Origin of the sequence: Chitinophaga terrae (ex Kim and Jung 2007), from assembly GCF_900107795.1 — a bacterium.
Lineage (GTDB): Bacteria > Bacteroidota > Bacteroidia > Chitinophagales > Chitinophagaceae > Chitinophaga > Chitinophaga terrae.
In genome coordinates this window covers 139589-165459 of record NZ_FNRL01000006.1, presented here as the reverse complement: position 1 = coordinate 165459, position 25871 = coordinate 139589, and the positions used below count along the sequence as shown (strand labels likewise).

At 46.8% G+C, this 25871-nt stretch carries 29 protein-coding genes; 15 read left to right on the top strand and 14 right to left on the bottom strand.

The features are described 5' to 3' along the window. Positions 1 to 28: 28 nt before the first annotated feature. The 3 genes from BLV62_RS08545 to BLV62_RS08535 all read right to left on the bottom strand — a co-directional run bounded on the left by BLV62_RS08545 (position 29) and on the right by BLV62_RS08535 (position 2083). Positions 29 to 1117 carry a mechanosensitive ion channel family protein gene (locus tag BLV62_RS08545; protein WP_089760645.1) on the bottom strand — a complete coding sequence of 363 codons (1089 nt, stop codon included), beginning with the start codon at positions 1115 to 1117 and terminating at the stop codon, positions 29 to 31. 234 nt (positions 1118 to 1351) lie between these two features. After that, positions 1352 to 1819: a YMGG-like glycine zipper-containing protein gene (locus tag BLV62_RS08540; RefSeq protein WP_089760643.1), complete on the bottom strand. Its 468-nt coding sequence runs from the start codon at positions 1817 to 1819 to the stop codon at positions 1352 to 1354. A 51-nt stretch (positions 1820 to 1870) separates the two neighbouring features. Continuing rightward, entirely contained in the window at positions 1871 to 2083 is a 213-nt protein-coding gene (locus tag BLV62_RS08535) for a hypervirulence associated TUDOR domain-containing protein (protein ID WP_089760641.1), read from the bottom strand. Positions 2084 to 2338: 255 nt separating this feature from the next. Here BLV62_RS08535 and BLV62_RS08530 point away from each other — a divergent pair, with 255 nt between their 5' ends. The 3 genes from BLV62_RS08530 (at position 2339) to BLV62_RS08520 (ending at position 4115) form a co-directional block, all read left to right on the top strand. Next, complete coding sequence (locus BLV62_RS08530; protein ID WP_139170025.1) at positions 2339 to 2557, top strand: hypothetical protein; 219 nt, start codon at positions 2339 to 2341, stop codon at positions 2555 to 2557. Positions 2558 to 2634: 77 nt separating this feature from the next. Further along, entirely contained in the window at positions 2635 to 3495 is an 861-nt protein-coding gene (locus BLV62_RS08525) for a hypothetical protein (protein WP_089760637.1), read from the top strand. A gap of 101 nt (positions 3496 to 3596) precedes the next feature. Further along, the gene (locus tag BLV62_RS08520; RefSeq protein ID WP_089760634.1) at positions 3597 to 4115 is read left to right on the top strand and encodes a DinB family protein; all 519 of its coding nucleotides are present in this window, start codon (positions 3597 to 3599) and stop codon (positions 4113 to 4115) included. Here BLV62_RS08520 and BLV62_RS08515 read toward each other — a convergent pair. Beyond that, the gene (locus tag BLV62_RS08515) at positions 4112 to 5092 is read right to left on the bottom strand and encodes a GlxA family transcriptional regulator (protein WP_089760631.1); all 981 of its coding nucleotides are present in this window, start codon (positions 5090 to 5092) and stop codon (positions 4112 to 4114) included. The genes BLV62_RS08520 and BLV62_RS08515 overlap by 4 nt on opposite strands. Before the next feature lie 137 nt (positions 5093 to 5229). Between BLV62_RS08515 and BLV62_RS08510 the strand changes: the two genes are divergently transcribed. Next, positions 5230 to 5442, top strand: a complete 213-nt coding sequence (locus BLV62_RS08510) for a hypothetical protein (RefSeq protein WP_089760629.1) — start codon at positions 5230 to 5232, stop codon at positions 5440 to 5442. Between the two features lie 40 nt (positions 5443 to 5482). On the opposite strand, the gene BLV62_RS08505 is transcribed toward BLV62_RS08510, so the two are convergent. After that, positions 5483 to 6265, bottom strand: coding sequence for a DeoR/GlpR family DNA-binding transcription regulator (locus BLV62_RS08505; protein WP_089760627.1), 783 nt, complete (start codon positions 6263 to 6265; stop codon positions 5483 to 5485). Positions 6266 to 6543: 278 nt separating this feature from the next. Between BLV62_RS08505 and BLV62_RS08500 the strand changes: the two genes are divergently transcribed. Continuing rightward, a complete protein-coding gene (locus tag BLV62_RS08500; protein WP_089760625.1) occupies positions 6544 to 7014 on the top strand; it encodes a RidA family protein in 471 nt (156 codons plus the stop codon). An 80-nt stretch (positions 7015 to 7094) separates the two neighbouring features. Then, positions 7095 to 8168 carry a dipeptidase gene (locus tag BLV62_RS08495; RefSeq protein ID WP_225889539.1) on the top strand — a complete coding sequence of 358 codons (1074 nt, stop codon included), beginning with the start codon at positions 7095 to 7097 and terminating at the stop codon, positions 8166 to 8168. A 169-nt stretch (positions 8169 to 8337) separates the two neighbouring features. Here the strand turns inward: BLV62_RS08495 and BLV62_RS08490 are convergent, their stop codons facing one another. Then, complete coding sequence (locus tag BLV62_RS08490; RefSeq protein WP_089760623.1) at positions 8338 to 8538, bottom strand: hypothetical protein; 201 nt, start codon at positions 8536 to 8538, stop codon at positions 8338 to 8340. On the opposite strand from BLV62_RS08490, the gene BLV62_RS08485 reads away from it, so the two are divergent. The 5 genes from BLV62_RS08485 to BLV62_RS08465 all read left to right on the top strand — a co-directional run bounded on the left by BLV62_RS08485 (position 8537) and on the right by BLV62_RS08465 (position 12551). After that, complete coding sequence (locus tag BLV62_RS08485; RefSeq protein ID WP_089760621.1) at positions 8537 to 9517, top strand: ATP-binding cassette domain-containing protein; 981 nt, start codon at positions 8537 to 8539, stop codon at positions 9515 to 9517. The two genes, BLV62_RS08490 and BLV62_RS08485, sit on opposite strands and share 2 nt — an antisense overlap. A 52-nt stretch (positions 9518 to 9569) precedes the next feature. Then, positions 9570 to 10229 carry a GDSL-type esterase/lipase family protein gene (locus BLV62_RS08480; protein WP_089760619.1) on the top strand — a complete coding sequence of 220 codons (660 nt, stop codon included), beginning with the start codon at positions 9570 to 9572 and terminating at the stop codon, positions 10227 to 10229. 50 nt (positions 10230 to 10279) lie between these two features. Beyond that, entirely contained in the window at positions 10280 to 10732 is a 453-nt protein-coding gene (locus tag BLV62_RS08475) for a NanQ anomerase/TabA/YiaL family protein (protein ID WP_089760616.1), read from the top strand. Positions 10733 to 10781: 49 nt separating this feature from the next. Next, on the top strand, positions 10782 to 11867 hold the full coding sequence (locus BLV62_RS08470; protein WP_089760613.1) for a Gfo/Idh/MocA family protein: 1086 nt from the start codon (positions 10782 to 10784) through the stop codon (positions 11865 to 11867). Positions 11868 to 12059: 192 nt separating this feature from the next. Further along, positions 12060 to 12551: a hypothetical protein gene (locus tag BLV62_RS08465; RefSeq protein ID WP_139170024.1), complete on the top strand. Its 492-nt coding sequence runs from the start codon at positions 12060 to 12062 to the stop codon at positions 12549 to 12551. Here the strand turns inward: BLV62_RS08465 and BLV62_RS08460 are convergent. Further along, complete coding sequence (locus BLV62_RS08460) at positions 12534 to 12923, bottom strand: helix-turn-helix domain-containing protein (protein WP_089760608.1); 390 nt, start codon at positions 12921 to 12923, stop codon at positions 12534 to 12536. The genes BLV62_RS08465 and BLV62_RS08460 overlap by 18 nt on opposite strands. A gap of 96 nt (positions 12924 to 13019) precedes the next feature. Between BLV62_RS08460 and BLV62_RS08455 the strand changes: the two genes are divergently transcribed. Further along, positions 13020 to 13910 carry a DUF4349 domain-containing protein gene (locus tag BLV62_RS08455; RefSeq protein WP_089760606.1) on the top strand — a complete coding sequence of 297 codons (891 nt, stop codon included), beginning with the start codon at positions 13020 to 13022 and terminating at the stop codon, positions 13908 to 13910. A gap of 60 nt (positions 13911 to 13970) precedes the next feature. Here BLV62_RS08455 and BLV62_RS08450 read toward each other — a convergent pair whose 3' ends face one another. Together BLV62_RS08450 and BLV62_RS08445 are read right to left on the bottom strand one after the other, a co-directional pair. Continuing rightward, the gene (locus BLV62_RS08450) at positions 13971 to 14432 is read right to left on the bottom strand and encodes a PA2169 family four-helix-bundle protein (protein WP_089760604.1); all 462 of its coding nucleotides are present in this window, start codon (positions 14430 to 14432) and stop codon (positions 13971 to 13973) included. Positions 14433 to 14567: 135 nt separating this feature from the next. Continuing rightward, entirely contained in the window at positions 14568 to 15380 is an 813-nt protein-coding gene (locus tag BLV62_RS08445) for an MBL fold metallo-hydrolase (protein WP_089760602.1), read from the bottom strand. Between the two features lie 126 nt (positions 15381 to 15506). On the opposite strand from BLV62_RS08445, the gene xseA reads away from it, so the two are divergent. From xseA to BLV62_RS08430, 3 genes are read left to right on the top strand one after another with little or no spacing between them, the layout of a single operon-like run. Beyond that, the gene (gene xseA / locus BLV62_RS08440; protein WP_258522416.1) at positions 15507 to 16907 is read left to right on the top strand and encodes an exodeoxyribonuclease VII large subunit; all 1401 of its coding nucleotides are present in this window, start codon (positions 15507 to 15509) and stop codon (positions 16905 to 16907) included. Beyond that, positions 16900 to 17103, top strand: coding sequence for an exodeoxyribonuclease VII small subunit (gene xseB, locus BLV62_RS08435; RefSeq protein ID WP_211117694.1), 204 nt, complete (start codon positions 16900 to 16902; stop codon positions 17101 to 17103). Before xseA ends, xseB begins: the two co-directional genes overlap by 8 nt. 20 nt (positions 17104 to 17123) lie before the next feature. Beyond that, positions 17124 to 18131 carry a helix-turn-helix transcriptional regulator gene (locus BLV62_RS08430; protein ID WP_089760596.1) on the top strand — a complete coding sequence of 336 codons (1008 nt, stop codon included), beginning with the start codon at positions 17124 to 17126 and terminating at the stop codon, positions 18129 to 18131. On the opposite strand, the gene BLV62_RS08425 is transcribed toward BLV62_RS08430, so the two are convergent. From BLV62_RS08425 to BLV62_RS08405, 5 genes are all read right to left on the bottom strand, one after another. Then, a complete protein-coding gene (locus tag BLV62_RS08425; RefSeq protein ID WP_089760594.1) occupies positions 18132 to 19571 on the bottom strand; it encodes a c-type cytochrome domain-containing protein in 1440 nt (479 codons plus the stop codon). It lies immediately after the preceding gene. Next, positions 19568 to 20497, bottom strand: coding sequence for a sugar phosphate isomerase/epimerase family protein (locus BLV62_RS08420; RefSeq protein ID WP_089760592.1), 930 nt, complete (start codon positions 20495 to 20497; stop codon positions 19568 to 19570). Before BLV62_RS08420 ends, BLV62_RS08425 begins: the two co-directional genes overlap by 4 nt. 6 nt (positions 20498 to 20503) lie before the next feature. Beyond that, positions 20504 to 22006 (bottom strand): DUF1501 domain-containing protein, encoded by a 1503-nt coding sequence (locus BLV62_RS08415; protein ID WP_089760590.1) that lies wholly within the window; start codon positions 22004 to 22006, stop codon positions 20504 to 20506. A gap of 5 nt (positions 22007 to 22011) precedes the next feature. Next, the gene (locus tag BLV62_RS08410; RefSeq protein WP_089760588.1) at positions 22012 to 24735 is read right to left on the bottom strand and encodes a DUF1553 domain-containing protein; all 2724 of its coding nucleotides are present in this window, start codon (positions 24733 to 24735) and stop codon (positions 22012 to 22014) included. Between the two features lie 80 nt (positions 24736 to 24815). Then, positions 24816 to 25703: an AraC family transcriptional regulator gene (locus tag BLV62_RS08405; RefSeq protein WP_089760586.1), complete on the bottom strand. Its 888-nt coding sequence runs from the start codon at positions 25701 to 25703 to the stop codon at positions 24816 to 24818. Positions 25704 to 25871: the final 168 nt, after the last annotated feature.

Here is a 25871-nt window from a genome sequence, read left to right as displayed (position 1 = left end):
CTGGTTTTTACACCAGGCCTTTTTTAGTTTAGGTAATATTTTTTACTGCTGTTTCTGCCTGTATTTCAGCCCTTGTTTTAGGCAGGCATTCAGGATAATTGTCCTGGATGAACTTAAGCATATTCTCTCTCATGTAGCAACGCAGGTCGAAGGCATTCCCTGAGGTAGTAGCGCTCATCAGCGTTCTGACTTCCACTGTGCGTTCTGTGATATTGGTTACCTGCAAGGCTTTGGCCCGTTTATCCCAAAGCGGGGAAAGGGAAAGAAGCCGTTCAAATTCTGCTCTCAGTTTATCTACCGGTACTGTATAATCCAGGTAGAAGAAGGCCGTTCCCAAAATTTCCGAGCCTGTTCTCGTCCAGTTCTGGAAGGGTTTTTCAATGAAGTAATTAATGGGGAGTATCAGTTTTCGTTGGTCCCAGATGTTAAGTACCACGTAGGTTAGCGTGATTTCTTCCACTCGCCCCCATTCGCCTTCAACTACCAGTACATCGTCGATACGGATGGGTTGCGTAAACGCGATCTGGAATCCTGCCAGCAGGTTACCCAGCGATTTCTGCGCAGCAAAACCAATGATGATACCGCCGACGCCCACACCGGTTAAAAGCCCTGCGCCTAGTTTGCGCATACTGTCGAAGCTGAGAAGAATGGCTGCCGCAGTGAGGATTAAGATCAACGATACTACGAATTTGCGAACGAATTGCAATTGCGTCCGGATCTTCCTTTCTTTCAGGTTATTCGCTTTGTTGAGGTCGTAAGTATGGTAGATATAATCTTCCAGTACTTTGATGATTCCAATAACCAATGCGGCAAAGGAGAGGGTAAGCGCAATTTCCAGTACTTTGCTGATGATCATTTCAAATTTTGGTTTTAACCGCATCATCGGTAAAGCCATGTTCAGCAACAGTATTGGCAGCAAATAGTTGAAAGCCTTGCCGGTACGTAACAGGATACTGTGTATGAGGGAAAACTGGTTCCCGTTTTTCACAGACTGACGTAAAAAGATCGCCAATAAATACTTGATCAGCCATCCCAGGATGACTGCAATGCCCGCTAAAATCAAATTCCATAGGAAATCGGGCAGGTGTTCTGTTCTTTCTAAAATTTGATTCCACATGCCGCGCGATGCCCCAAAGATAATGCCGTTATGTGCCAGATAATATATCTGAAAAGTAAGGAGCGGGAGGATAGCTAGGCTTGTTGGGCGATTGAGCGGGGGCGGGAAATAAATTCTAATGTTGTTTTAATGCGAGGTGGAGTGCAAAGGAGAGTGACGGGTGACGGGGAACATTTACTATGTTGAAATTTCAGGCAGAAAAAAAAAGCTGGCCGATAAGCCAGCTTTAAGAATTTATTGACTTTGTTGTTTCTTCTTCTTTGCGTGATCTACGATGGCGCCTGTTCCGGCTCCTACGCCTGTTCCGATAATGGCTCCGATGGCAGCGCCTTTTACCCTGTCGGGATTCGCGATAGCCCCGGTTATAGCGCCTGCGCCAGCGCCTACTACAGCGCCTTTAGCAGTATGGCTCCATGATTTCCATCCTTTTTTCTTCGGTGTTTCTGCCGGAGTGGCGGCAACAGGAGCTGCTGTTTCATTGGCAGGAGCTGCTGCTACATTTTCATTGTAGGAAGAACGGGAAGAATGGTGCCTGTTCAGCGCGTTGATAGAGTCGGCTACCTGTTGTTTGATAGCGTTTACGTTATTGATAGAGTCTATCGTTGCTTTTTTTGCTGCTTCTATAGCCGCTTCATTATTGGCATTGCCAGCACAGGAAGCTAATACGACCGCAGCGGCTACAGCTATAAAAAACTGTTTCATGGTTAAATTTTTTTCTCTAAACAACCGCTGCCTGCCAAAATAGTGCCAGAATTATTTTATTCGCTTCAAAGCTTGTCCCTTATGGGCTGCGATGTGATCGGTCTTGTCGCTTTTGATCTCGTACTGCGGGTCTTCCGGCGTAGCATGGTGGGTATATCCTTTAAAGTTAAAATCTGCAGTATGGATTTTAATGATCACTCCGTTAACGTGACCAGCTTCAGAATTCCAGGTCACATGATCGCCTATTTTAAATGCTGTTTTCATATCGTTCGTTTTATATAATATAACTTCTGTTCAGTGCTACTGAGGCTATTATTTTCTATAATATCGGCTCAATTTAAATGCCTCATTTTCGATTTGAATTTGCTGCTCTGCTGTAAAAAATATTTATGTTAAGAATTGGTACTCTTATGAATAGATGGGAGTATTTTTAGGAAAAGATGATGAGATATGTTTAATGTAAAGTTTTCTAAATTAGGTTGGGCTGTAGCCAGTAACCCCGTACTGATACGGTATATAATGGATAAAGTATATAAACTGACCCCAAAAGAAAAAAGAAGAGGCTATTTCGAAATTCAAATCAGGAAAGGATTAATATTGCGAATAATAATAGGTCCGGATAGGCGCACTGAAAAAGAAAAGCTGGAAGATACTGATACCATAAGTGCCGTATTTGTGCGAGATACGAAAGAAGCCGATGAATTACCCCCGGATTTTACAGAATATAATAGGCGTTGAACTCTCCGGTAAATCAAAGATAGATTGAGACGACGCGTTTGTTAAATTATTAGTTTTAATAGATAAATTGTTAACCCGTGAACCTGGCACTTGGAGCAATAATAATTGCTATTTTGTTAATTCCTCCCCTGATCTTTTATTATTCCTATAAAGCAGGGGCCTTTTCTAAATCTGTACCTAAATTTTCAATAGTAGAGTACTTGCTTTCATCAGCAGTGATATCGCTGGTGGTTCATGGCGCAGTTATCCGTCTGCTAAACCTGGACATTGATTTTGAACTATTGTTCCGGATACTTTCTGGGAATATGAGTGAAAAATTCATGGTGGAGATCCGGCCAAAAATGCCCTCATATTTTTTCCAATTTATAATTTACATCTCCGGCGTGTGCGGTTGCAGTTCAATTGCCGGCTTTGTGGTTTCTTTTATTGTCAGGTCAAAACGTTTGAGATCGCTGTGGATCGTTCGTAAACTAAGGGGAAATGAAGCGCACGGAAATAATCTCAGGTATTTTAATAAATGGTGGTATTATTTTAATTTATACAAATATCATTCGGCCTATGCATATCTCCGCAATGAGAACCCTAATGTCTTCGTCACTGTTTTGTATGAGGGGAAAGACGTAAGTATATTATACGAAGGAATATTATTTGATTGGATAGCCGATGGGGAGGTGTTGGATCGCATTTACCTCACCAATGCAAGTAAAAGGCTGTTTAGCAAGAAAAGTGATAGCGGGGAAATAGATTTTACAGAAGAAGAAAAAAAGAATATTGAGCCACAGGGTGTGTTTTGTATACCCTATGCTAAAATATCCAATATGCATATTCATTTTATGGATCAAGCAATATCTAATGAATCTGAAATGAGTAGCTCTCAGATCGAGGAGGTCTCTGAAACTGGAAATGCAACATTGATTTCGCGATCGCAAAGTTGGTAAATCAACATTTATAAAAAAAATTCGACTTTTCATTTTCCTGCTGACATAGGGTTGTCATACCCCCCTATTTACATTTGTATCACACTAAAAATTACTGACTTATGGAAAACAATGTTTTATCAGAAAAATCCGCTACCACTAAAGGTTATATGACGCCAAAAGAATTCCTGGCCCATTGGCAGGGGCATCGTAGCCTGACCCGCAGGGTTATTGACGCCTTCCCTGAAGACCAACTGTTCAGCTTCAGCATTGGAGGCATGCGCCCATTCTCCGATTTGGCAAAAGAATTTACCACTATGGGCGTTCCCAGCCTCCACGGTATGATCACCGGCGAATGGAAAGGCCTGGACGTCCTGGCGCCTGCAGGAGTAAAAGCAAATCCTGAAACTAAGGAAGAATTACTGGCCCTGTGGGATGCATTGACTGTCCGGATAACTGAATTGTTCAACAAAATTCCGGAAGCTGATTTTCATAAGCAGATCTCATTGTTCAACCAGTATGATGGGGAAATATACAGCCTGCTGCTTTATATTGTAGATAATGAAATTCATCACCGCGGACAGGGGTACGTGTATTTACGCGCTCTGAACATAGAGCCTCCTTACTTCTACGAGCGCTAAGACCTGTGCGCGCTGGCATTAAATTTTTCCCGGTATTCAGAAGGCGTCATTCCTACCGTTTTACGGAATACCTTTCTGAATGCCTTGGGATCATTATAGCCGGAATTAAGGATGATAGAGGTCATTTGCTCGCCGGTTTGTTCCAGCATTTTCTTCGCCGCTTCAATACGGGTAAGCTGTAAGTATTCGATAGGTGTAATACCGGTAGCCTGTTTGAAACGTCTTACAATATTGCGCCGGCTGGATGGAATGTCTTTGATGATTTCCTCGATTGTGCCAGCCTCCTGGTAACTCTGCTCGATTTTATCCTGCGTTGCCGCTACCAGCTCGTCGTTGTGCTGACGGGCCGGCTGGAAAGTACTGAAGTAATGCTGCTTGTCGCGGCCCATATCCACCGCAAATATCTTGGCAGTTCTGATAGCGGTTTCAATACCTAAATGCACTTCCACCAAATGCAGCAACAGGTTAAAAGTAGAAGTCGCGCCTCCGCTGGTATAAATGCCGCCGTCGTGCGTTACCGTCTTATCCGGCAACAGGTTCACCGATGGAAACGCCTTGTTGAAAGCCTTGCAGGCATCCACATGCGTGGTGGCAATACGTCCGTCCAGCATTCCTGCTGCCGCCAGTAAAAAGGCGCCGGTGCAAAAACTGGCTATTTCCGCTCCCTGCCTGTATTGTTGTTGAATCCAGGGAAAGAAAGCCGCATTTTCTGCAACTGCTTCCTGTATATTATCAGCCGTAAATGATGGTACCAGCACCAGGTTAAAACGACTTCCAGTCTGCAGGCATTCATTGCCATAGTGAGGGAAAGCCTGCGCCATTTGATGGGTGTCCGACGAATGCACTAACGTAATCCTGAATGGAGCCGGCTCATTTTTTTGCTGGTAAAGTTTGTTGACAGTATCAAGTACATCTGTCAGGGCGGCCAGACTCAGAAGCTTGTAGTGTTTAAGAAGAAGGATTCCTATATGGAGCATATAAGCAAGGTTTAAAACCGATATTCAAACTTAATAAATTTTTTGTCGCAAATAGCCCCGACTTTGTCCATAACAGCATCTATTCCTTTAGTGAAGTACGGTTAATTTGCAGACGCAACTGTTCAATTCAAAATTGTATGGTAGAAGTATTTAAAACAAACGTACAACGCACCACTGTAGCAAGAGATATTATTGCCATCCTTTTGCAGAATTTCCCCGGGCGTAAAATTAATTTTGACCTGGAAGATTGTGATAAAGTACTCAGGGTAGAAGGGGAGAATTTTCAACCCGGTAAAGTGGTAATGCTCGTGAATGAAAACGGCTTTCATTGCCAGGTAATGGAAGACTAAACAAAATACCAGTATGCAAAGCAATCTGCATACTGGTATTTTAAAGCAGTTTCACACCCGTGGAATGATAACCAGCCAAAACCGGGTCGCCCGGTTGCAGCTCTGTTACCAGGTAATCAATATCTTGCAGGTCCGCAAACTTCAATTTCATAGATGAATTCATCTTTTCCGTGATCGCCAGCACCGCTACCTCGTCAGCCGATTTCAACATCGCCTTCTTTACCTGGATAGTTTCCCAGTCAGCATCCGTCAAACCATTCTCCGGGTCTATTGCATTCGTTCCGATAATGCAGAGATCCGCTTTGATATTCGACAGGTATTCAAACACTTCTCCGCTAACCGTCATCTGGCTGTAGGCCGAGATCTGCCCGCCTATCATAATCGTTTTGATAAGCGGTTTGGCCAGCAACTCCGCTGCCGTAAATACATTCACCGTTATAAAAGTTGCTTTCAGCGTTTCCGGTATTCTCTTTACCAGCTCCCTGATCGTAGTGCCGCCGCCTATCAACACTACCATGTCGTCGCGCAGCAGTTGCAGCGCCTTTTCTGCAATAACCGCCTTGCTGCCCTGGGCATAAGGAAGCGGCGATCCATATTGATAGGCAACAGACATAGCGCCGCCCTTGATCTTTACCACTTCGCCGCTCTCCGCCAGTTCATTCACATCTCTCCGTACCGTATCTTCCGATACATTGATGAGCTTCACCAACTCGCTATAAGTAATGCGGGTGTGGATATTCACCTGCTGGATAATAAGATGCTTCCGCGCTTTCTTCGTCAAACCAACAGGAGGAAGTTGTTCGGTTGCCTTGGTATTGTCCATCACTTTATTGGTTCTTGGATGATTATATCTGAGAATTCAGGTTAATTTACCCGCTACTTCACGCAAAAAACGCAAAAAAGCAACTGGTAATTAAAACACTAAATAAGCATTTCTTTTGATGAATACTGTCAAATTGTAAATATTTATATATTATTTATCTTTTATTGATAAGAAAAGACAATTTTTGTCGCAGCCTTTGCAGGGTAAATTTGCAAAAAAATTGCATAAATAATATTTATGTCTAATTTTATTGCCACAGAAGAACCAAATTATAAGTTATGCAGAACATCAATGCTGAAGAAAGATTTGCCGCATTAGGATTGACATTGCCCCCGGCCCCGGCTCCACTGGGCGTTTACAAACCATGCCTGGTAGATGGTAAATACCTGTACCTCTCCGGCCACGGCCCCGTGCAGGACGATAAATCACTGATCATAGGCCGCATCGGCGAAGCATTCGATAAAGACCAGGGCAAACTCGCCGCCCGCCAGGTTGGACTCACTATGCTGTCTACCATCAAAACAAATCTTGGCTCCCTCGACAAAGTAAAACGTGTGATCAAGGTACTGGGAATGGTAAACTGTACTCCTGATTTTGAAAAACATCCTTATGTGATCAACGGGTGCAGCGAACTGTTTGCTGCTGTATGGGGCGAAGAAAACGGCATCGGCGTCAGAAGCGCAGTCGGGTTCGGTTCGCTGCCCGATAACATCCCCGTTGAAATCGAGGCATTATTCGAACTGTATTAATTTACGACTGGCAACTATACAAGCGGAGCATACTCCGGTTTGCCTAACCCGGCAGCATATACGTCATTAAACCCAGAACAATGATCTTTACTATAGACGCCCATCTCGATCTCAGCATGAACGCGCTGGAATGGAACCGGAACCTGCGACTACCGGTAACGGATATCCGCCGGCGGGAGAAGGGGCAAACGGACAAACCCGACAGGGAGAATGGAGTGGTTTCTTTACCCGCTCTGCGACAGGGAAATATCGGGTTAGTAGTAGCTACACAGATCGCAAGATATGTAGCGCCCGATAACCCGTTACCCGGCTGGTTTTCGCCCGAGCAGGCCTGGGCCCAGACCCAGGGCCAGCTGGCCTGGTACAAAGCCATGGAAGACGCCGGCGAGATGACAATGATCCGAAACCTGGAGGAACTTGATCAGCACCTCGCTCGCTGGAACGATGGCACACCCAACGACAATAAACCCATCGGCTATATTCTCAGCCTGGAAGGTGCAGATTCTATCATCGATCTGCGCTACCTGGAAAAAGCCTATAACAGTGGCTTGCGGGCCCTGGGCCCTGCACACTACGGCCCCGGCAGGTATGCAAATGGTACAGATGCTACCGGGCGTTTAAACGACCAGGGCAAAGCCTTGCTGAAGGAAATGGAAAGATTAAACATCATCCTGGATGCTACTCACCTGTGCGACGACGCCTTCTGGGATGCCATGGATCTCTTCAACGGCCCTGTATGGGCCAGTCATAACAATTGCCGTGCATTGGTAAATCATAACCGGCAGTTCAGCGACGAAATGATCAAGGTCCTCATTCAGAAAGGCGCTGTGATCGGCGGAGCAATGGATGCCTGGATGATGGTGCCAGGGTGGGTAAGAGGAAAATCTACTCCCCGGGAAACTGGCTGCAACCTGGAAAAACTGATAGATCACCTGGATCATATCTGCCAGCTGGCAGGCAATACCCTTCATATCGGCCTGGGAACGGACCTGGACGGCGCCTTTGGAAAAGAACAATGTCCTTACGACCTTGAAACCATCGCCGACCTCCAACGCTTACCCGCATTATTTGAGAAACGAGGATACAGCAAGACCGATATCGAAAATATTATGCACGGCAACTGGCTCCGTTTACTCCGCTCCGCCTGGAGCTAACTAACGTACCCAGGAAGCAGGGATAATGTCATATCATCCCTGCTTCTCACTCAAACCACATCTTTTACTTCTTCTCCCAATACCCCAACAAAAAACCTCTGCTTCTTTGCATGCAACAAAACCCTTATGCCTCTTTGCCTCCTTCTCCTCTTTGCATGCAACCAAACCCTTATGCCTCTTTGCCTCTTTGCGTCTTTGCGGGAAAAAAAAACTCTGCCTCTTTTGCCTCCTTCTCCTCTTTGCGTGCAACCAAACCCTTATGCCTCTTTGCCTCTTTGCGTCTTTGCGGGAAAAAAAACTCTGCCTCTTTTGCCTCCTTCTCCTCTTTGCGTGCAACTTTTCCCCCGGAAACTCCGTATTTTGCAACCATGAATTTTCTTGAAGTAGATCACATCAGCAAAGAACTGAACGGTACTTATATTTTAAAGGATGTCAGCTTTACACAACAGCAATTTGAGAAACTGGTAATAGCAGGAGAAACAGGATCAGGAAAAAGTTCACTGATGAAGATCGCCTGCGGAATGGGACAGGCAGATTCCGGGACAGTGATGTTCGAAGGCGCCAAAGTAAAAGGAGCGCTGGAAGTATTGATCCCCGGCCACCCCGGCACTGCATATTTATCCCAGCATTTTGAACTGCGCAATAACTACAGGGTAGAAGAAATTCTTTCCTATGCCAATAAACTTACAGACGAATCGGCTGCCGAAGTGTACGAGGTTTGCCGGATCTCACATCTTTTAAAAAGAAAAACAGACCAGTTGTCAGGCGGCGAAAAGCAGCGGATCGCTATGGCCCGTTTGCTGATAGGCGCTCCCAAATTTTTCCTGCTCGACGAACCCTATTCAAACCTGGATATGATCCATAAAAGCATCCTGAAAAATGTGATCCAGGATATAGGGGATAAGCTGGGTATTACCTGCATGCTTTGCTCGCACGACCCGCAGGATATCCTGCCATGGGCCGACAAAGTATTGGTCATGAAAGACGGGCAGATCGTGCAGCAGGGAAGTCCTGCCGTTATTTATAATCAACCCGTTAATGAATACGTAGGTGGTTTATTCGGCGCCTATAACCTGCTGAGCGCTGAACAGGCAGCGTTGTTAAAGGATATCCCCGGTATTGAAAGCGGCAAACGTGTATTTATCAGGCCGGAAGACCTGAGCATTACCAAAGGCCGGAAAGACGTGGTAAAAGGAAAGGTGAAAGAACTTTCCTACTTTGGAAGTTACTACGATGCAACCGTACAGGTAGGTGAATTCAGTTTGATAGTAAGAACAACGGATACCGCCCTGAAAGTCGGCGCCAGCGTTAATGTTACAGGAAACGCAGAAAAGTTCTGGTACTTATAATGATGAAATAGCCGGATTTTTTTCTATCTTTTTCGGATAAATCAGTAAAGAGATGAAAGCTATCTGGACTATTCTATGCTGCCTCTTCATAAGCGGGCAGCTGTTTGCACAGGCTCAACCGCGGTTTGCAGAGGATATTAAAACGATCCGCAACTACGATAAGATATATGCCGCACCGGAAAATCCCATCCTGTTCATAGGTAGTTCTTCTATCAGGAAATGGGACGACCTGGAACGCAACTTCGCAAAATATGTAGTCCTGAACCGGGGATTTGGCGGCGCCGTAACCAATGATGTCATCTACTATGCCAACGAGATCATCTTCCCTTATCATCCCAGGGAAATAGTGATCTATGTTGGGGAGAACGACCTGGTAGAGCAGAACTCAACTGCCGATAGCATCTTCAACCGGTTTAAAGTGCTGCTCGGCGTGATCCGTGAAAAATTACCCGAGATCCCTGTTGTGTATATTTCCATGAAACCCAGTCCCAGTCGCGAAAGTACCTTTCCTAAAGCTATAGCGGCCAATGAATTGATCCGCGAATACATCTCCACTCAAAAGAATATTGTATATGTAGATATCTATTCCAGGATGCTGGATAAAGATGGAAAGCCGCGCAGGGAGCTGTTCGTAGACGATATGCTGCATATGAATAAACAGGGATATGCAATCTGGGAGGAAGCCGTTGAACCGCATTTAATAAAGAGATAGTTATATACTGTTAAAAAAAGTATCTTGCCTGGAAATACGAAATTTACAGCATGATATTAGACACTTTGCAGAATGCACATTTGTATTACCGTTTAGGCGTCAGGTTTATAAAAGCGTTTGAATTCCTGGCCCAGAAGGATCTCAAAACCATGGAAAAAGGAAAGTATACCATCGACGAACATATATTCGCCATGGTGAACGAATACGATACCGTGCCTGCTGATAATGAACAGATGGAAGCGCATAAGAAATACATTGATGTGCAGTATATGGTAAGCGGCTCCGAGTTGGTCGGACACGATTTCCTTAAAGACCAGGCGCCTTCCAAAGCTTACGATGAACAGGCCGATTTCCAGCTGTTCGCAGAAACGCCAATGTTCTTTTCCAGGTTCGAGGAAGGAATGTTTGCTATCTTCTTTCCTACAGATCTTCATATGCCTAATATCATGGTAGATAAACCCCGGCCGGTAAGAAAAGTAGTTATTAAAATAGCGGTTGAATAAGGAAGTGATTACCCTTGCATATGCCGATTTCTTTCGCTAGTTTTAACGAATGCGATATCTCATTTTATTTTTACTATTCCACGCAGGTACAACAATACAGGCCCAGCAACGACTGCGCCTCGCGGTTGCGGGTACTTCTCATGGCCATGCTGCTTTTATTTTTGGGCGTCCTGATAAAGGAGATATAGAGATAGTTGGTATCTACGAGCCCGATCCGGCAGTTGCCAAACTCAGGGCGAAGCAATTTCACCTGGCGGATACCCTTTTTTACCAGGACCTGAACAAAATGCTGCTGAAAGTAAAACCAACGGCGGTAGTTGCGTTCGGCGATATCAAATCACATCGTGACATTGTAGCGGCAGCGGCGCCTAAAGGCATTCATATCATGGTGGAAAAACCATTGGCTACAACCGTAGCCGATGCCGTTTTTATGGATTCCCTGGCCCGCAGGCACAAAGTACATCTGCTGACAGATTATGAAACCAGTTGGTACCCTTCCGTAGCCAAGGTTTTTCAACTTGTTAATGATAGCAATTATGTAGGGAAGGTGAGAAAGGTGATGGTAAATGATGGGCACCAGGGGCCTAAGGAGATCGGGTGTGGTCCGGAATTCCTGGCCTGGCTCACAGATCCTGTATTGAACGGGGGAGGAGCATTGATGGATTTTGGTTGCTATGGAGCTAACCTGATGACGGCGCTGGCCAAAAATCGTATGCCCGTTTCAGTTACTGCGGTGGCCCGGCATTTTAAACCCCATGTGTATCCGAAAGTAGAAGATGATGCTACGATACTGGTAGATTATGGCGATATGCAATGCACTATCCAGGCCTCCTGGAACTGGACCTTCAACCGGAAGGATATGGAGGTTTATGGAGACAAAGGACTGTTGCTTGCTCCCTCTGCTGAAGTGCTGGTGCAGCGGAACCAGTCTAAGAACGGTGTAACAGGTCACCAGGTCACAGACAAGGATGTTCATGTGTATACCGATCCATTCCAGTATTTTATAGCAGTGATCAACGGACAGGAACAATTGCCGGAATACGGTTTATACGCTCCTGCCAATAATGTGATAGTAGTAAAGATACTGGATGCGGCAAGAAGGTCGGTAGCTACAGGGAAAACCATAAAGCTCTGATAATTAAATCAATATCTTGTTGAACTAAATGAAAAAGCCACTCAATAAAAAGTGGCTTTTTTCCGTTTATAATAAAGTTTTTCAACAGAAAGATACAGGCTGCAATCTTTTTAGGCCGAGAAATCGTAACTTAACTAGTACCCTTTTAGTAGAGGCATTGACGTTTATTCATGTTATTTGAAAACAGGCATCATGAGATTAAACTGGTTAATAATCATTGTTACTGTTGCCGCTGAATTGATAACACCCCGGTCTGTGAGCGGGCAGCAGAACCCTAATTTTGGCGATACTTACCAATTATTGTGCAGGTTTATTGATACGGCGCTTATTCCTATGAAGGCAGGCAGCTCCAGCCTTGCTTTTTCGTTAAGAGCGGAGGTCGACAAAGGAGGAACGCTGGTAAAAGTGGATTGCTCCACGAACCTGGCAGCATCCCTTAAACCCCGTTTATTCAAGATGAAAGATTTGAGTATAAACTGGAATAAGTTTACCGGTAAAACAGGTAAATACTATGTGGTGATACCTGTATATTTTTCAGTAGAACATGCCTCGGGGAAGATCCTGATGAATTCCCGTACAGAGTTTACCAACGGGTTTTATTTTGATGATGGAGATCTGTTCGATAATAAAACCCTCAATAACTATTACTTCCTGAAACCTGTTTATTTACAACGCTACTTCTAACGCCGCTTTTTCCCTGTATTGACCTGGGGTGTATCCGGTAAAACGTTTGAAGAATTTTGTAAAGTTGGAATTGTCGTAAGTCAGCCGGTTAGCTATTTCTGTAATACTCATAGAAGTATTTTCAAGCATCTGTTTTGCTTCGCTCAAGATCCGTTCTTCAAAGAAATCGCAGGGCGCCTTCCCGGTATGCAGCTTAATGGTATTGCTGAGGTGAACGGGATGTATGTGCATGATGCCTGCGATATCTTTTATATGGTACATCTTGTCCGTTTCGCCTGCCACGATGGAGTTGATATGTTTATTTATCTCTTCAATAAACGTTGCTGTGATCTCAGCTTTCCTTGTCTGGTATTTTTTAGGAAGATTAGGCATCAGTCAATTTTTTTCTAAGTTAACAGCTTTTTGATTTTAACATTTTTTAAAGGTTACCTTTCGCAGGGAATCCGGATTATGGGAAAATCCTAGTTTATGCGTTCGCCCATTCTTTACCTTATTCCACTCGTACTGTTAATGGCTGCCTGCGGCAATTCGTCTTTACATTCCCGCCCGACGGGCGAAACCGAAGCAGCTGATTCCAAACCTGCCGCGGATGGTTACCTGGCATCTGCCGATTCTACGGCTTACTCTTCCAGCCTGCTCGATATCCGGAGCGCTTCCCGCAAGCGCGTAAGGACCGCCGATATCCGTTGCGGCGTAAAAGATGTAGCGGCTGTCACCTTTGCTATAGAAACTGCTGTTGCAAAGGTAGGAGGAATTACGAAACAAAGTACCATCCATAACATTTCGGTCAGCTCAAAAGATCTTCCTTTTACAGCCGATTCCCTGAAGCGCGTTACCCTGTATACTCCCGTATCGAACATGGAAGTAAAAGTACCTGTAGCCAGCCTGGATACAGTAGTGAACCTGCTTACGGCAATGGCTTCTTTTATTGATCACCGCACCCTGAAGGAGGAAGACAGGACTTTGACTTACCTCACCAATGTGCTGAAGAACGAGGCGCAGGCCAGGAGAGGAGCAGTAACGCCAGGAGCTAAAGACAGCACCCTGGATGTTGAAAGATATAACGATTCCAAAGAATCGGAAGCGATAGACAGGCGTATGAATAACCTGGCTATTCTCGACGATGTAAATTATTCGACTTTTACCATTGAATTGTTCCAGCCGGAAGTGGCAAAGGTTTATACCGTTGTAAACCCTGACCAGCAACAGCGCGCAGCCTTTGGCTCCGAACTGTTGTCTGCCTTCCGCAGCGGAGCTTCAGCGTTAAGGAATACATTCATATTCCTTATCCAGATCTGGCCTTTCCTGGCAATAGCAGGGCTGGGCTGGTTTGTATACCGTAAAAATTTCAGGGCATAATAAGAAAAGCCTGGTGACTGTTCAGGTCATCAGGCTTTCTCATCAAACATTCTGGCCGTATTATTTAAGACTTTCGTAATAACTTCTGATCTGGTCTAACGAAGCTTTTAAACTGGCTTTTTGTTCCACTAAAAGGGAACGGATATGCTCGGGCAACTGCTTATGTTCCAGCGCTGTTTTGTAAGCCCTTTGTGCGGCTTCTTCGCCGGTTTCACAGGTGGAAAGCACGGTTTTCGGATCGGAGTCTGAAAACGCGAATTTAAAATCCATCCAGGTGCGGAATATTTTTCCGGCGGCAGTAGTTCCGGTTTCCATGTTGCCGCCCGCCGCCTGCACTTCTGTTCCCAACGCATTCCTGAATTCCCTGCTTTCGTCTATCATCTTCTTAAAGAGACCCGAAATCACGGCATTCGTGTGCTTCATTTCTTTCAATGCCTTTTCATAACCTTCAATACGATCGTTATTGATTGCAATAAGATCGTTCAGCACTTCATTGGTTATGGTCGTGGTAGGTGTTTCCATATTAAAGGATTTTATAACCTTTAAAAGCCATAAATAATGCCAATGGCGCCTGTTGCATGTATGACAAGCCTTTGACAGTTACAGCCTGCTAATGCCGGTTGTGGAATAGTCTGAACATATTGATGATGTGTGTTGCTAAAATAACGTAAGCACTGTTTGCCGGGGTTCGGCTAATTGCCCTTCAGGCAGGATGCGGTAAACAGCGGTTTCCTGGTACCTGGAGGCAACAACGATCTCCGTTCCTCCTGCCCGCTCGCTGAAGAGGGCTTTTACCAGGTCGGGGTTATTATTATCCCTCGATAAATGCGACAGCAGCAAATGCGTCATGTGAGGGGGCCGGTGAGTAGTAAAGAGTTCCAGGGCCTGGCGGTTCGATAAGTGGCCTTTGCCGCCCCGTATCCTGTTTTTCAGGAAATAAGGATACCTGCCTTTTTCCAGCATTTCTTCATCGTAGTTGGCTTCAAGAAAAGCAGCATGACAAAGCTTGAAATGTTTGACCAGGTGTTCGCAGGGGACGCCAATATCTGTAAATACACCTATGGTTACCTGGTTGCCGCTTACCACGAAGCTATGAGGTTCTGCAGCGTCATGATGTTTGGGGAATGCGGTAACCGTCAGGGACGCGATGTTTACAGGCTCGTATGGCGTAAAGCTGATCACCTGCCGCTCATCGATCTTTAGCCCTCCGTGTTCCAGCGTGCTGTTGGTGATGTAAACAGGCAACCTGTATTTTTTTGCAAGAACAGTCAGCCCCTTAATGTGATCCGAGTGTTCATGGGAAATAAAGATCGCCTTTACTTTCATCATTGATAACCCTAACCTGGCCATGCGCTTTTCCGTTTCCCTGCATGAAATTCCCGCATCTATCAATACAGCCGTGTCCTCATTGCCAATATAATAGCAATTCCCGTTACTTCCCGAATTCAATGATGTAATAAATAGCGACATGAGCGCAAAGGTATAGTTTCGTCTTCAAATTTCTGCCATCAAAATGATGAAGGGATGCCTTTCAGCACCTGAAAGAAAAGTACGTATATTTACCCTCCTGATATGCATATGTTTTCGTCCATAAAATTGTCGGAACTCACTGGGCAGATCCAGCAAACGCTCAACAACGCATTTGCTTCTCAAACCTATTGGGTAGTAGCCGACGTGACGAATCATTCTTTCTACAGCCAGAAAGGATATCATTATTTCGACCTGGTGGAAAAAGATGTGCAGGGTGGTGGCATAGTAGCCAAAGTATCGGCAGTTGCCTGGGGTACGGGAGCGGAACGGATCAGGGAGTTCGAGATCGTAACAGGACAACAGTTTAAGAATGATATTCATGTGTTGGTGCGGGTTGCCGTAAGCTTTCACCAGATCCATGGTTTGCAGATCACGTTACTGGATATTGATACCAACTTCACAGTAGGATTGCTGGAACAGCAAAAACAGGCTACCTTACTGCGGCTGGTAACTACTTATCCTGAATTCATCCGGCAATCAGGTAACCGTTATATCACCCGGAACAACCAACTGCAAATGAACCAGGTGATCCAGCGCATTGCCGTTGTTTCATCCGGTAATTCGGCAGGCTACCAGGATTTCATCCACACTATCCGCAACAATCATTTCGGGTATTCTTTCCAGGTAGATAATTATTTTACGGTAGTACAGGGAGAAGCGCAGGCAGAACTGGTGCAGCAACGGCTGATAGATATTTACAACAGCGGCATTGCCTACGATGTGGTGGTAATCATCCGGGGAGGCGGCGCCCAAACGGATTTCCTGTTGTTTGATACTTTCCTGGTAGGTAGGGCGGTAGCGCGGTTCCCAATCCCGATCATCACCGGGATCGGTCACCAGAAAAATGAAACGATTGCCGACCTGATGGCCCATACGGCTGTTAAAACGCCTACCAAGGCCGCAGAAATGATCATCGCCCATAACAGGATGTTTGAAGAAAAACTGACGCAGCTCCGCCAGCAGATCATCATCCGCTCCCAGCAGCTTTTTTCAAGGAATTTGCAGGTACTCTCTTCTTTGCAGGGCGGTATAATCAATACAACCAAAGACCTGATCACCGCACAAAAGGAAAACGTAGTGGCGCATCAGCATACCATTGCGCAGGCCGCAAAAGGAATGCTAGCGAATAAAAAGCAGGATCTTTCAGCCGTATCAGGTACCTTGCTGTTGAAACCCCGCATGGTAGTGGCCAAAAGGCAGAACGATATCGCCATGACCATTGCCGCCCTTCAATCATCCGGGCGCCTGTACTTTCAGCGTAAAAATTCGCAAATTGCGCATTATGTATCACTGTGCCAGCTGATGGACCCTGCGCACATCCTGAAAAGAGGATTTGCAATTATTCATCATAACGGCAAGATCGTTGGCAACGCTGCTTCCATCAGCGAGGGCGCTGGAATAGAAATACAGATGTCGGATGCCCGGATGAAGGCAACCATCAATAGTAAAACCAATGAGCATGAATGAAGAATTAACATATGAATCAGCCTACACGGAATTGCAGGTAATCGCTTCCGAAATTGAGAACGAGGAGGTATCTGTTGACCTGCTGTCTGAAAAAGTGAAACGGGCCGCCGTATTGATCGCCTTTTGCCAGCAGAAATTAAGGGCTACAGAAGCAGAGGTTAATAATATTATTAAGCAGATGGAAAGTAATAAATAGCCAGACCGTAAAACAGGTGTATGTCGATTAATAAACTCGCCCTGATCAGGTATAAGATCATTGATCAATGTTTGCGCAACCGCTACCGGAAATGGACCCTGGAAGACCTGATACAGAAAGTCAGCGATAAATTATATGACCTGGAAGGAATCGCCAACGGCGTCAGCAAACGTACCATCCAGGCGGATATCCAGGTTATGCGGAGCGACAGGCTGGGATACAACGCGCCTATCATTGTAAAAGATAAAAAATACTATACCTACGACGATCCGTCTTACAGCATTACCAACGCACCGATTAATAATGCCGACCTGGATAAACTGAAAGAAATAGTAGGCGTGTTGAAAGAGCTGAACGGCTTCCATTTCTTCAACGATATGAGCGAGATGATCATGCGTCTCGAAAATAACTTGTTACCCGACAACGAAGCGCGTAACTGCATCCAGTTCGAAAACAACCACCAGTTGAAGGGATTGGAATTCATTAATCCTTTATACCAGGCCATCTTAAACAAAAAGGCCCTGGAGATCAAATACCAGTCGTTCAAAGCAACGAACGATACCGCGCATATCTGTTATCCTTACCTGCTGAAAGAATATCGCAACCGTTGGTTCCTGATAGCAAGGCAGAAAGGCGTTGCTGCGCTCGTAACGATGGCGCTCGACAGGATGACCTCCGTTACAGAAAAAACAAGAGAAAAGTTTAAGGAATATGATGGCGTACCGTTCGATACCTATTACGCTGATCTGATAGGCGTCACAAAAACGGAAAAGGACCAACCCAGGAAAGTGGTACTACAGTTTGATAAAAACAATGCTCCTTATGTGTTGACCAAACCCTTACACTCCTCCCAAAAGGTTTTACACACCGGCGCCGGGGGAACGGTGATCAGTATAGAAGTGGTAATAAATTTTGAACTGGAAAGGGAGATACTGGGGTTTGGAGAACATGTAAAGGTTTTGTCGCCCGCGGGACTTGCCGCCCGTATCAGCAAACGGCTGGCACAGGCAGCAAGCGTCTATGGATGATCATCCCTGCACTTTATGATAAACCAGGGTATCTGATGCCAGCTTTGGAAGTGCCGCATCGCCGGTATCAATGCGCAGGCTGGTCATGCGCGATTTCAGCGCCTTCACCTTATCAGCGTTGGTATTGCTGCCAAACAGGTACAACTGCTGCAATGACTTGTTTTCCTGCAACGCCTGTATATCGCCCTGTTGCAGGTCATTTTCTGAAATATTGAGATACTTCAGTTGCCGGCAGGTTGCCAGCGCATTCAGTTGTTTGCCGGCTATCCTTGTCTGCTTCATATTGAGCCGGGTCAGCTTCGTCAACTGTGCAATATTAACCATCGCAGAATCGCTGATCTTTGTTCCCGATACATCCAGCCATACAAGTTGTTGTTTCAAAGGCAGCAGCAACAGAACATCCGAATCCCCGAAATCTGCTGCATTAACGCAGGAAACAGACAGGTAATTGCTCCCTTCTCCCAGCGCCATTACTTTAACGCCCCTGCTTTGCAGGGTATCTATCGCTTTCCTGTCGGCCGCGGCTACTGCTTCTTCAGGCACAAATTCATTCTTCTCAATATCGGCTCCGCCCTGCAACCCTTCCAGTACGGCGGCGATCATACCGGTTTTAGGCAGCTCTTTCACCTGTTTATGTTCAGGCGCTCCCTGCTCGATCCACCATTGTATCAGCGCCAACTCCGGCGGGGTGATACCCGGTTTGCCTTTAGGTGGCATGCGGTGTTCGTCATTCTCGGGCAACAACAGCCGGCGGAATAATTCACTGGATTCAGGCAGGCTGTCTTTAAGCGCCGGGCCATGTTCTCCGCCTTTTTTTATCAGGGCGATGGTTTCCAGCCTCAGACCTCCCTTCAGCTTTTGACTGTTATGGCAGCTGTAACATTTGTTTGCCAGGATAGGCTGCACCAGGTCTTCGTATAGCCTTGCATCGGGAATGGAGGCATAGGCTGCGGTTTTCGCAGCAGCGGTTTTGGCGCCCATCACTTTTTGCAGGAACCCCGGCATCGCCTGGGTAAGATAATCATCGCCATGGGTGAGGCTGCCGCCATAATGCCCGGTGATGCTTAAAAGTATCCCTATAACAATAACGGCTGGTAGCTGCAACCTGGCGAAACGCCCGGGTTTCCTGTACAACAGGTACAATAACCCGCTGGCCGCCGCCACGCTGATGCCCAATACCTGGTGCGTGAGCAGCAGCTTTTCTTCATACCCTCCATCCTGCGATAGCAGGTAACCGCTTAAACAACTGCCAACTGCCGAAATAAAACCAACCAGCAAGGTAACAGGAATGGCTGCACGTAATGCATGCCATCTTGTTTTGCTTGCCAGCAAAGCCATGATCATGGCCAGTAATAAAATGCCTATAGGAAGATGTACGAATATGGGATGCGAACGGGCAAATAACTGGCCCCAGCTTCCCTGTGTTATTTGTAGGTTCATTTATTGCCGTATCGTTTTTTTAACTGCTGAAGCATGTACACATTAATATCCCACTGATCAGCAACCGGCTGACGGGTATAGGGAAGGGCAGGCAGGTAATCTGCCGGTCCGAATTCTGTCAGGAAGGTAAGGGGCTTGCCCGCCGCACGGTGTTTAGCCACTACCTGGTCCCACCATCCGAAATGCGTTTTCACTGCGTTCTCCCATTCCGGCGCCCGGGGATCGTTCACCTGCGGCCCTTCGGGATGCCCGACACGGGCATGTATATGCGAAGCCCTGTCCAACGCTTTTGCCACGGTAGCCTGCTGGTCCTGCAATAAACTTTCGTGTACATTGCACCAGTGTGAAATATCCAGCGTCAGTCTTAATTCCGGCCTGGCGCTGATAAACTGCGACGCCACATGCGCCGCAAACAACATTCTTGACCGGTGCGTTTCATGGTATACAGGTACGCCGGATTGTTTGCTGACAGCAATACCGGTATCAATTATTTTACAATTCTGCTCAAAAGAAAAATAATCGCGGCCACTATGGCAATTGATGTATAACGGCGTCACCGGATGCTTGCCTGTAGCGGCTTTCAGCATAATCTCAAATTGCTGGTAATGTTTGTTGAAATCGCTGTCGTAACCGGCGGCAAGGTACCCCACTTTCAGGTCGTAGGTTTTTAGCGCATCAAACAATTCCTGCTGTGCCGCTTCTTCTGTTGGCCACCAGATCTCGATACCATCATAACCTGCATTTTTCGCTTTAGCGCAAAAATCCTTTACACTTCCGTTGTACCCCCAGTTCGTGGCCAGTACGATCAGTTCAAAACCTGCAGCAGCTGCCGGCATAGCAGCCGCAAATGAAGGAAGGGTTGGTAAACAGAAAGCGGCGCTTAACGTGGCCGACTGTTTAATAAAATCTCTCCTGGAATTACTCATGTATCGTTAGCTTAAAATAGGCGTAATTACTTTTCCACTGGTATCTGTTAACCTGAATGGCCGTCCCTGGAACTGGTACGTGAGCTTTTCATGGTCAAATCCCAGCTGCTGGAGTATAGTAGCGTGTATATCGTTGATCGCTACTTTACCTTTAATAGCCGAATAGCCGATCTCGTCTGTTTCTCCATAACTAAAGCCTTTCCTGATACCGGCGCCGGCCATCCACATGGTAAAGGCTTCCACATGGTGATCCCGTCCGAGGAATGGCATATCCTTCCCGTCGCGGTTCTCCTGCATAGGCGTACGTCCGAATTCTCCGCCCCAGATCACCAGCGTTTCGTCCAGCAACCCGCGTTGTTTCAGGTCCTGCAGCAGTGCGGCTATTGGCCTGTCTATTTCCCGGCATTTATTCCTGAAACCATAGTCGATAGAGAGGTTTTCGTCGGTGCCATGGCTATCCCAGCCCCAGTCGTACAATTGCACAAAGCGTACTCCTTTTTCCACCAGCTTCCTGGCCAGCAGGCAGTTGTTGGCAAACGATTCTTTACCTGGTTGCGTGCCATATAATTCGTGGATGTAAGCCGGTTCTTTCGTGATATCCATCACTTCGGGAACAGATATCTGCATTTTATAGGCTAACTCATATTGCGAGATACGCGCCAGTGTTTCCGGGTCGCCAAATGAATCGTATGATTGCTTGTTGATGTCGTTTATCGCTTCAATAGAGGCTTTCCGAAGGTCCCTGCTTACCCCGGCAGGATCGGAGAGGAAGAGAACAGGATCGCCCTGTGTGCGGCATTGTACTCCCTGGTATACGGATGGCAGGAAACCGCTTCCCCAAACGCTTTTCCCGGCATCAGGGGTTTTTCCTCCTGAAGTCAGCACCACGAATCCCGGAAGGTTGCTGTTTTCAGTTCCCAGGCCGTAAGTGACCCACGACCCGATACTGGGACGGCCCAGCCTTGCGCTCCCGGTTTGCATCAGCAACTGTGCAGGCCCGTGGTTAAACTGGTCGGTTTGCACGGCTTTCAGGAAACTAACCTCATCGGCCATCGTGGCGAAATGCGGAAGATGGTCGGATACCCAGGCGCCCGATTGGCCGTGTTGTTTAAAAACCGCCTGTGGGCCAAGCATCTTGGGAACCCCGCTGATGAATGCAAAGGTTTTGCCTTCCAGCAGGGAAGGAGGGCATGCCTGGTTATGTAATTTCTGCAAAGCAGGTTTGTAATCAAATAATTCAAGTTGCGATGGCGCGCCTGCCATATGCAGGTAGATCACGCTCTTGGCTCTCGCAGGGAAATGCGGTACTCTTGGCGCCATCGGATCTGTAATGTTGGCTGCGTTCGCCGCTACATTAGGAGCGGCGCTACTGTTGCTGCAACCGGCCAGGAAAGACCCGAATGCCGCGGCGCCCAGACCTGTTACACAGTCGAGCAGGAAATGCCGGCGGGTGATATATCTCAGCCTTTCTTCTTCGGCTTCTTTGATTAGTTTTTCGTAACGAGTCATAGCGCTCAGGATTTTGAAAGGAATTCGTCAAGGTTCATAATTGCATTGGCTACAATAGCCAGTGCTGCGGTTTTTGCTTCTTCCGGCCCTGCCGTTTTTGTTTGAAGCAGCGATTGAAGGGCTGTAGAATCCTGTTGATAGGACGTTAAGGCCTTCGTATATAATTGCTTTAATACTGCCAGTTTCTTGTCGGTGATTGGTTGCAGGATGGCCCGTTCATAACCCCAGCGTATACCTGCGTTTACATCGTCTTTCCCTTTCTCTGCCATCTGTTTTGCCAATGCAACGGCTGTTTCCATATACACCGGGTCGTTCAGCGTTACCAATGCCTGCAATGGGGTGTTGGTCCGTATCCTGCGCTGGAGGCACACTTCCCGGCTGCTGCCATCGAAGGTGATCATGGAAGGATAAGGACTGGTGCGTTTATGGTAGGTATATACTGCTCTTCTGTGCTGGTTCCCGTCGGTTGCTACCGTCCACTTGTTACCGTTCCATACCGTTTGCCAGATATTATCCGGCTGGTAAGGCATTACGCTGGGGCCATGCATCCTCGTATCCAATAGTCCGCTCACCGCTAATGCCTGGTCGCGGATCTCTTCGGCCGTTAACCTGAAATGCGGTCCCCTGGCCAGCAGGCGGTTAGCCGGATCTTTTTCCGTAAGCGCGGGCGTTGACCTGGAATCCTGCCGGTAAGCGGCAGACAGTACGATCTCTTTCAACAGAGGCTTTAATTTCCATTTATAGGAATTCATGAATTTGTAAGAGAGATAATCCAGCAACTCCTGGTTGGATGGAAGAAAACCCTGCGTACCAAAATCTTCCTGGGTTTCCACGATGCCGATGCCAAACAACTGTTCCCAGCAGCGGTTAACCATGACCCTTGCTGTAAGCGGGTTCTGAGGGCTGGTCAGCCAGCGGGCAAGACCTAGCCTGTTACGCGGTGCATTGGCAGGGAAGGGGTTAAGCGAATGCGGTACATCCGGCGTCACTTCTTTTCCTTTTACCAGCCAATTCCCTCTTTCAAATATCCTGGTAGGCCTGCGCATTTCCAGGGGATTTTCTATCATCACAGGAATATCGTCCGGCGTTTGGTTGATCAACCTGGTGAAGGCGGCTGCCACCTGTTCATAGCCTGGCTGTCCTTTGCCCGGTAAATCGTTGCGGAAGGCCAGCCATTCCATTACGCATACAGGGTCCTGGGGCGGGATATTGTTATTGCGGAAGATAAAGTAAAGGTCGTGCCGGCCGCTGATCTTTGGCAGCGGCAACCCGATAGCCAGGCGACCGTTGGTTGGCGCAATGGCATGGGTGATAATAGTAGGACCGTTAAGGCTATCCAGCTTTACGATCATGGTGCCTCCCTTGTTTCCTGTCCAATAGTTCATCCACATGGTGGTTTTGCCTTCCAGGTACTGGTTGGGTAATCGGCAACTTCCATTAGGCCTGATGCCTGTGTACTTCGAGTCAAGGTAAGCGCCGTTGATGTATTGATCGAAGTCGTGTACGTGGACTTTAGGTTCCAGCACCCGCATAAATTCCTGTACGTCTTTAAGTTGGGACTTGTCGTATTTGCTTACCCAGTCGCTGATCTGGCGGTATGCTGTATTGCTGACACTGTCGTATAACCGCAGTTTGGGATGGTCCAGGTGCGTGTCTTCATCGCGGGTATTGTTCATGAAGGCCATCAGCTTGTAGTAATCTTCAAACCTTATCGGATCATAAGGATGGCTGTGGCACTGGACGCAGCCAATGGTCATTCCCTGGAATACTTCCATCGTGGTGTTTACCCGGTCCATCACCGCGGAAGTACGGAATTCTTCATCCAGCGTACCCCCTTCATCGTTAGTCATGGTATTCCGGTGGAAGGCGGTTGCAATGAACTGGTCGTTGCCGGCGTCGGGAAGCAGGTCGCCCGCCAGTTGGTTGATAGCAAAACTATCATATGGCATATCATTGTTGAAAGCGTCTATCACCCAGTCGCGGTACCGCCAGATGGTCCTGCTGTCGTCCCTTTCATAGCCCTTGGTATCTGAATACCTGGCCAGGTCCAGCCACATGGCCGCCCAGTGTTCGCCGTAGTGTTTGGATTGCAGGAGTGTATCCACGATCTTTTCATATGCCTGCGGGTCTTTGCTTTCAGCGAAGCTGGCTGCCAGTTCCGGAGAAGGCGGCAGCCCCGTGAGGTCAAAACTGACGCGACGCAGCAGGGTCATTTTATCGGCTTCGGGGGCAACGGGCAGTTTTTCTTTTTCCAGCCGTTCCCTGATAAATTTATCTATATCATTCCCCTTTTCGATCTTGATATCCGGAACAGGTACGTTAACGGGCGGGATATAGGCCCAGTGTTCGCCCCATTCGGCGCCTTCTTTCACCCAGCGGGTAAGCAGGTCAATTTCTTCCTGGCTCAGTTTAGCTCCTTTCAAAGGCATCCTTTCCTTGGGATCTTTACAGGTGAGCCGCCTGATAAATTCGCTTTTCTCCGGATGGCCGGGAATGATGGCGGGTTTTCCTGACTTGGTGACTCCCAGGGCTTCTTCCTTGAATAATACGCTGAAGCCGCCGCTTTGCTTAACGCCTCCATGGCAGCTGATGCAATGTTTGTTAAGCAAAGGTTTTACTTCTGTACTGAAGTTCACTTTCTTTTTAGACTGACAGGCAGAAAAAGCGCTGCCTATGGCAATGGCAGTTGAGAGGACTACAGTTATCCTCAACGCGGAATGATACAACATCTGCTATAAATTGACCCATTAAAGTTAAGCTGAGATCCAGAGACCGCTGCTAGATCATCTGCTGAATATGATGGATAATATTACGGTGTCACCTTTTTCTGCCGGTATTGATTGGGCGATAAACCCATTACTTTCGTGAACATCCTGGAAAAATAGTAAGGGTCGTCTATCCCCAGCTGGATGGCGATTTCCTTGATCCTTAACGTCGTAAACAGCAGGTACTGGCAGGCCTGCTGCACTTTCAGGTGATTGAAATATTCGATTGGCGAATAGCCTGTTCCATTTTTAAACAGGTAGGAAAAGTGCGACTGGGAAAGGTTTAGCCTGGCCGACATCTGTTGCAGGGTGAGCATCTGGTCGATATGCTGGTGCATATAATCGATAGCCATATCCACTACATTGGTGCCGGGTGCGTTATGATTGGCGGCATAAAGATCAGGGTAAAAACAGGAAGTGAGAAAGCTCCAGAAATTCATGTTGGCAAATGCGAGGTGCTCACGCCGGTAGCCTCTTTCGAGCTGCCTGTAAATACGGTTGAACAATTGTATCCTTTCTGCATTGAAAGGAATGAAGGTTTTGTTTCCCTTCCAGGTTTTGACGGCAGTATTGAAAAGCGCATCAGCGTTGGCGCCCAGGAAATGCACCCAGTAAATGGTCCATGGTTCTTCCAGGTCGGCCGCGTATTCATGGAACTGGTTGCGGGGCAGCAGGAAGCAATCGCCCGGCCCTATGGAATAGGTTTTCTTTTTCAGTGTGATGCTGCCTTTGCCATCCTGGCAATAGATCAGGATATGTTCGGCGGCGCCTTCTTCTCTTTTCCTGTGATGCAGTTCAGCTTTCGGGTAATACCCGATGTCGGTGATGTAAAGTTGTTTGGTAGCGGCATCCCGGGCACAGGCATTTTGAATATTTCGTGGCAGAACGATGGCCTGTTGCCCTTTGAATCCTTCTTTTTTCTTCCTTGTCATGGTGCAGTGTAATAGCTGTTATCGGTTGGGATAGCCCAATCCATTGTTCACTGGTTTTTCCGTAGAATTATTGATTACAATATACTTTAAGGGATGGATATTTTTATGATGGTAAATTAACAAAAGCGTGCAGGATTTTCAGTGTTTTTTATGCTGATTCTTGTACCG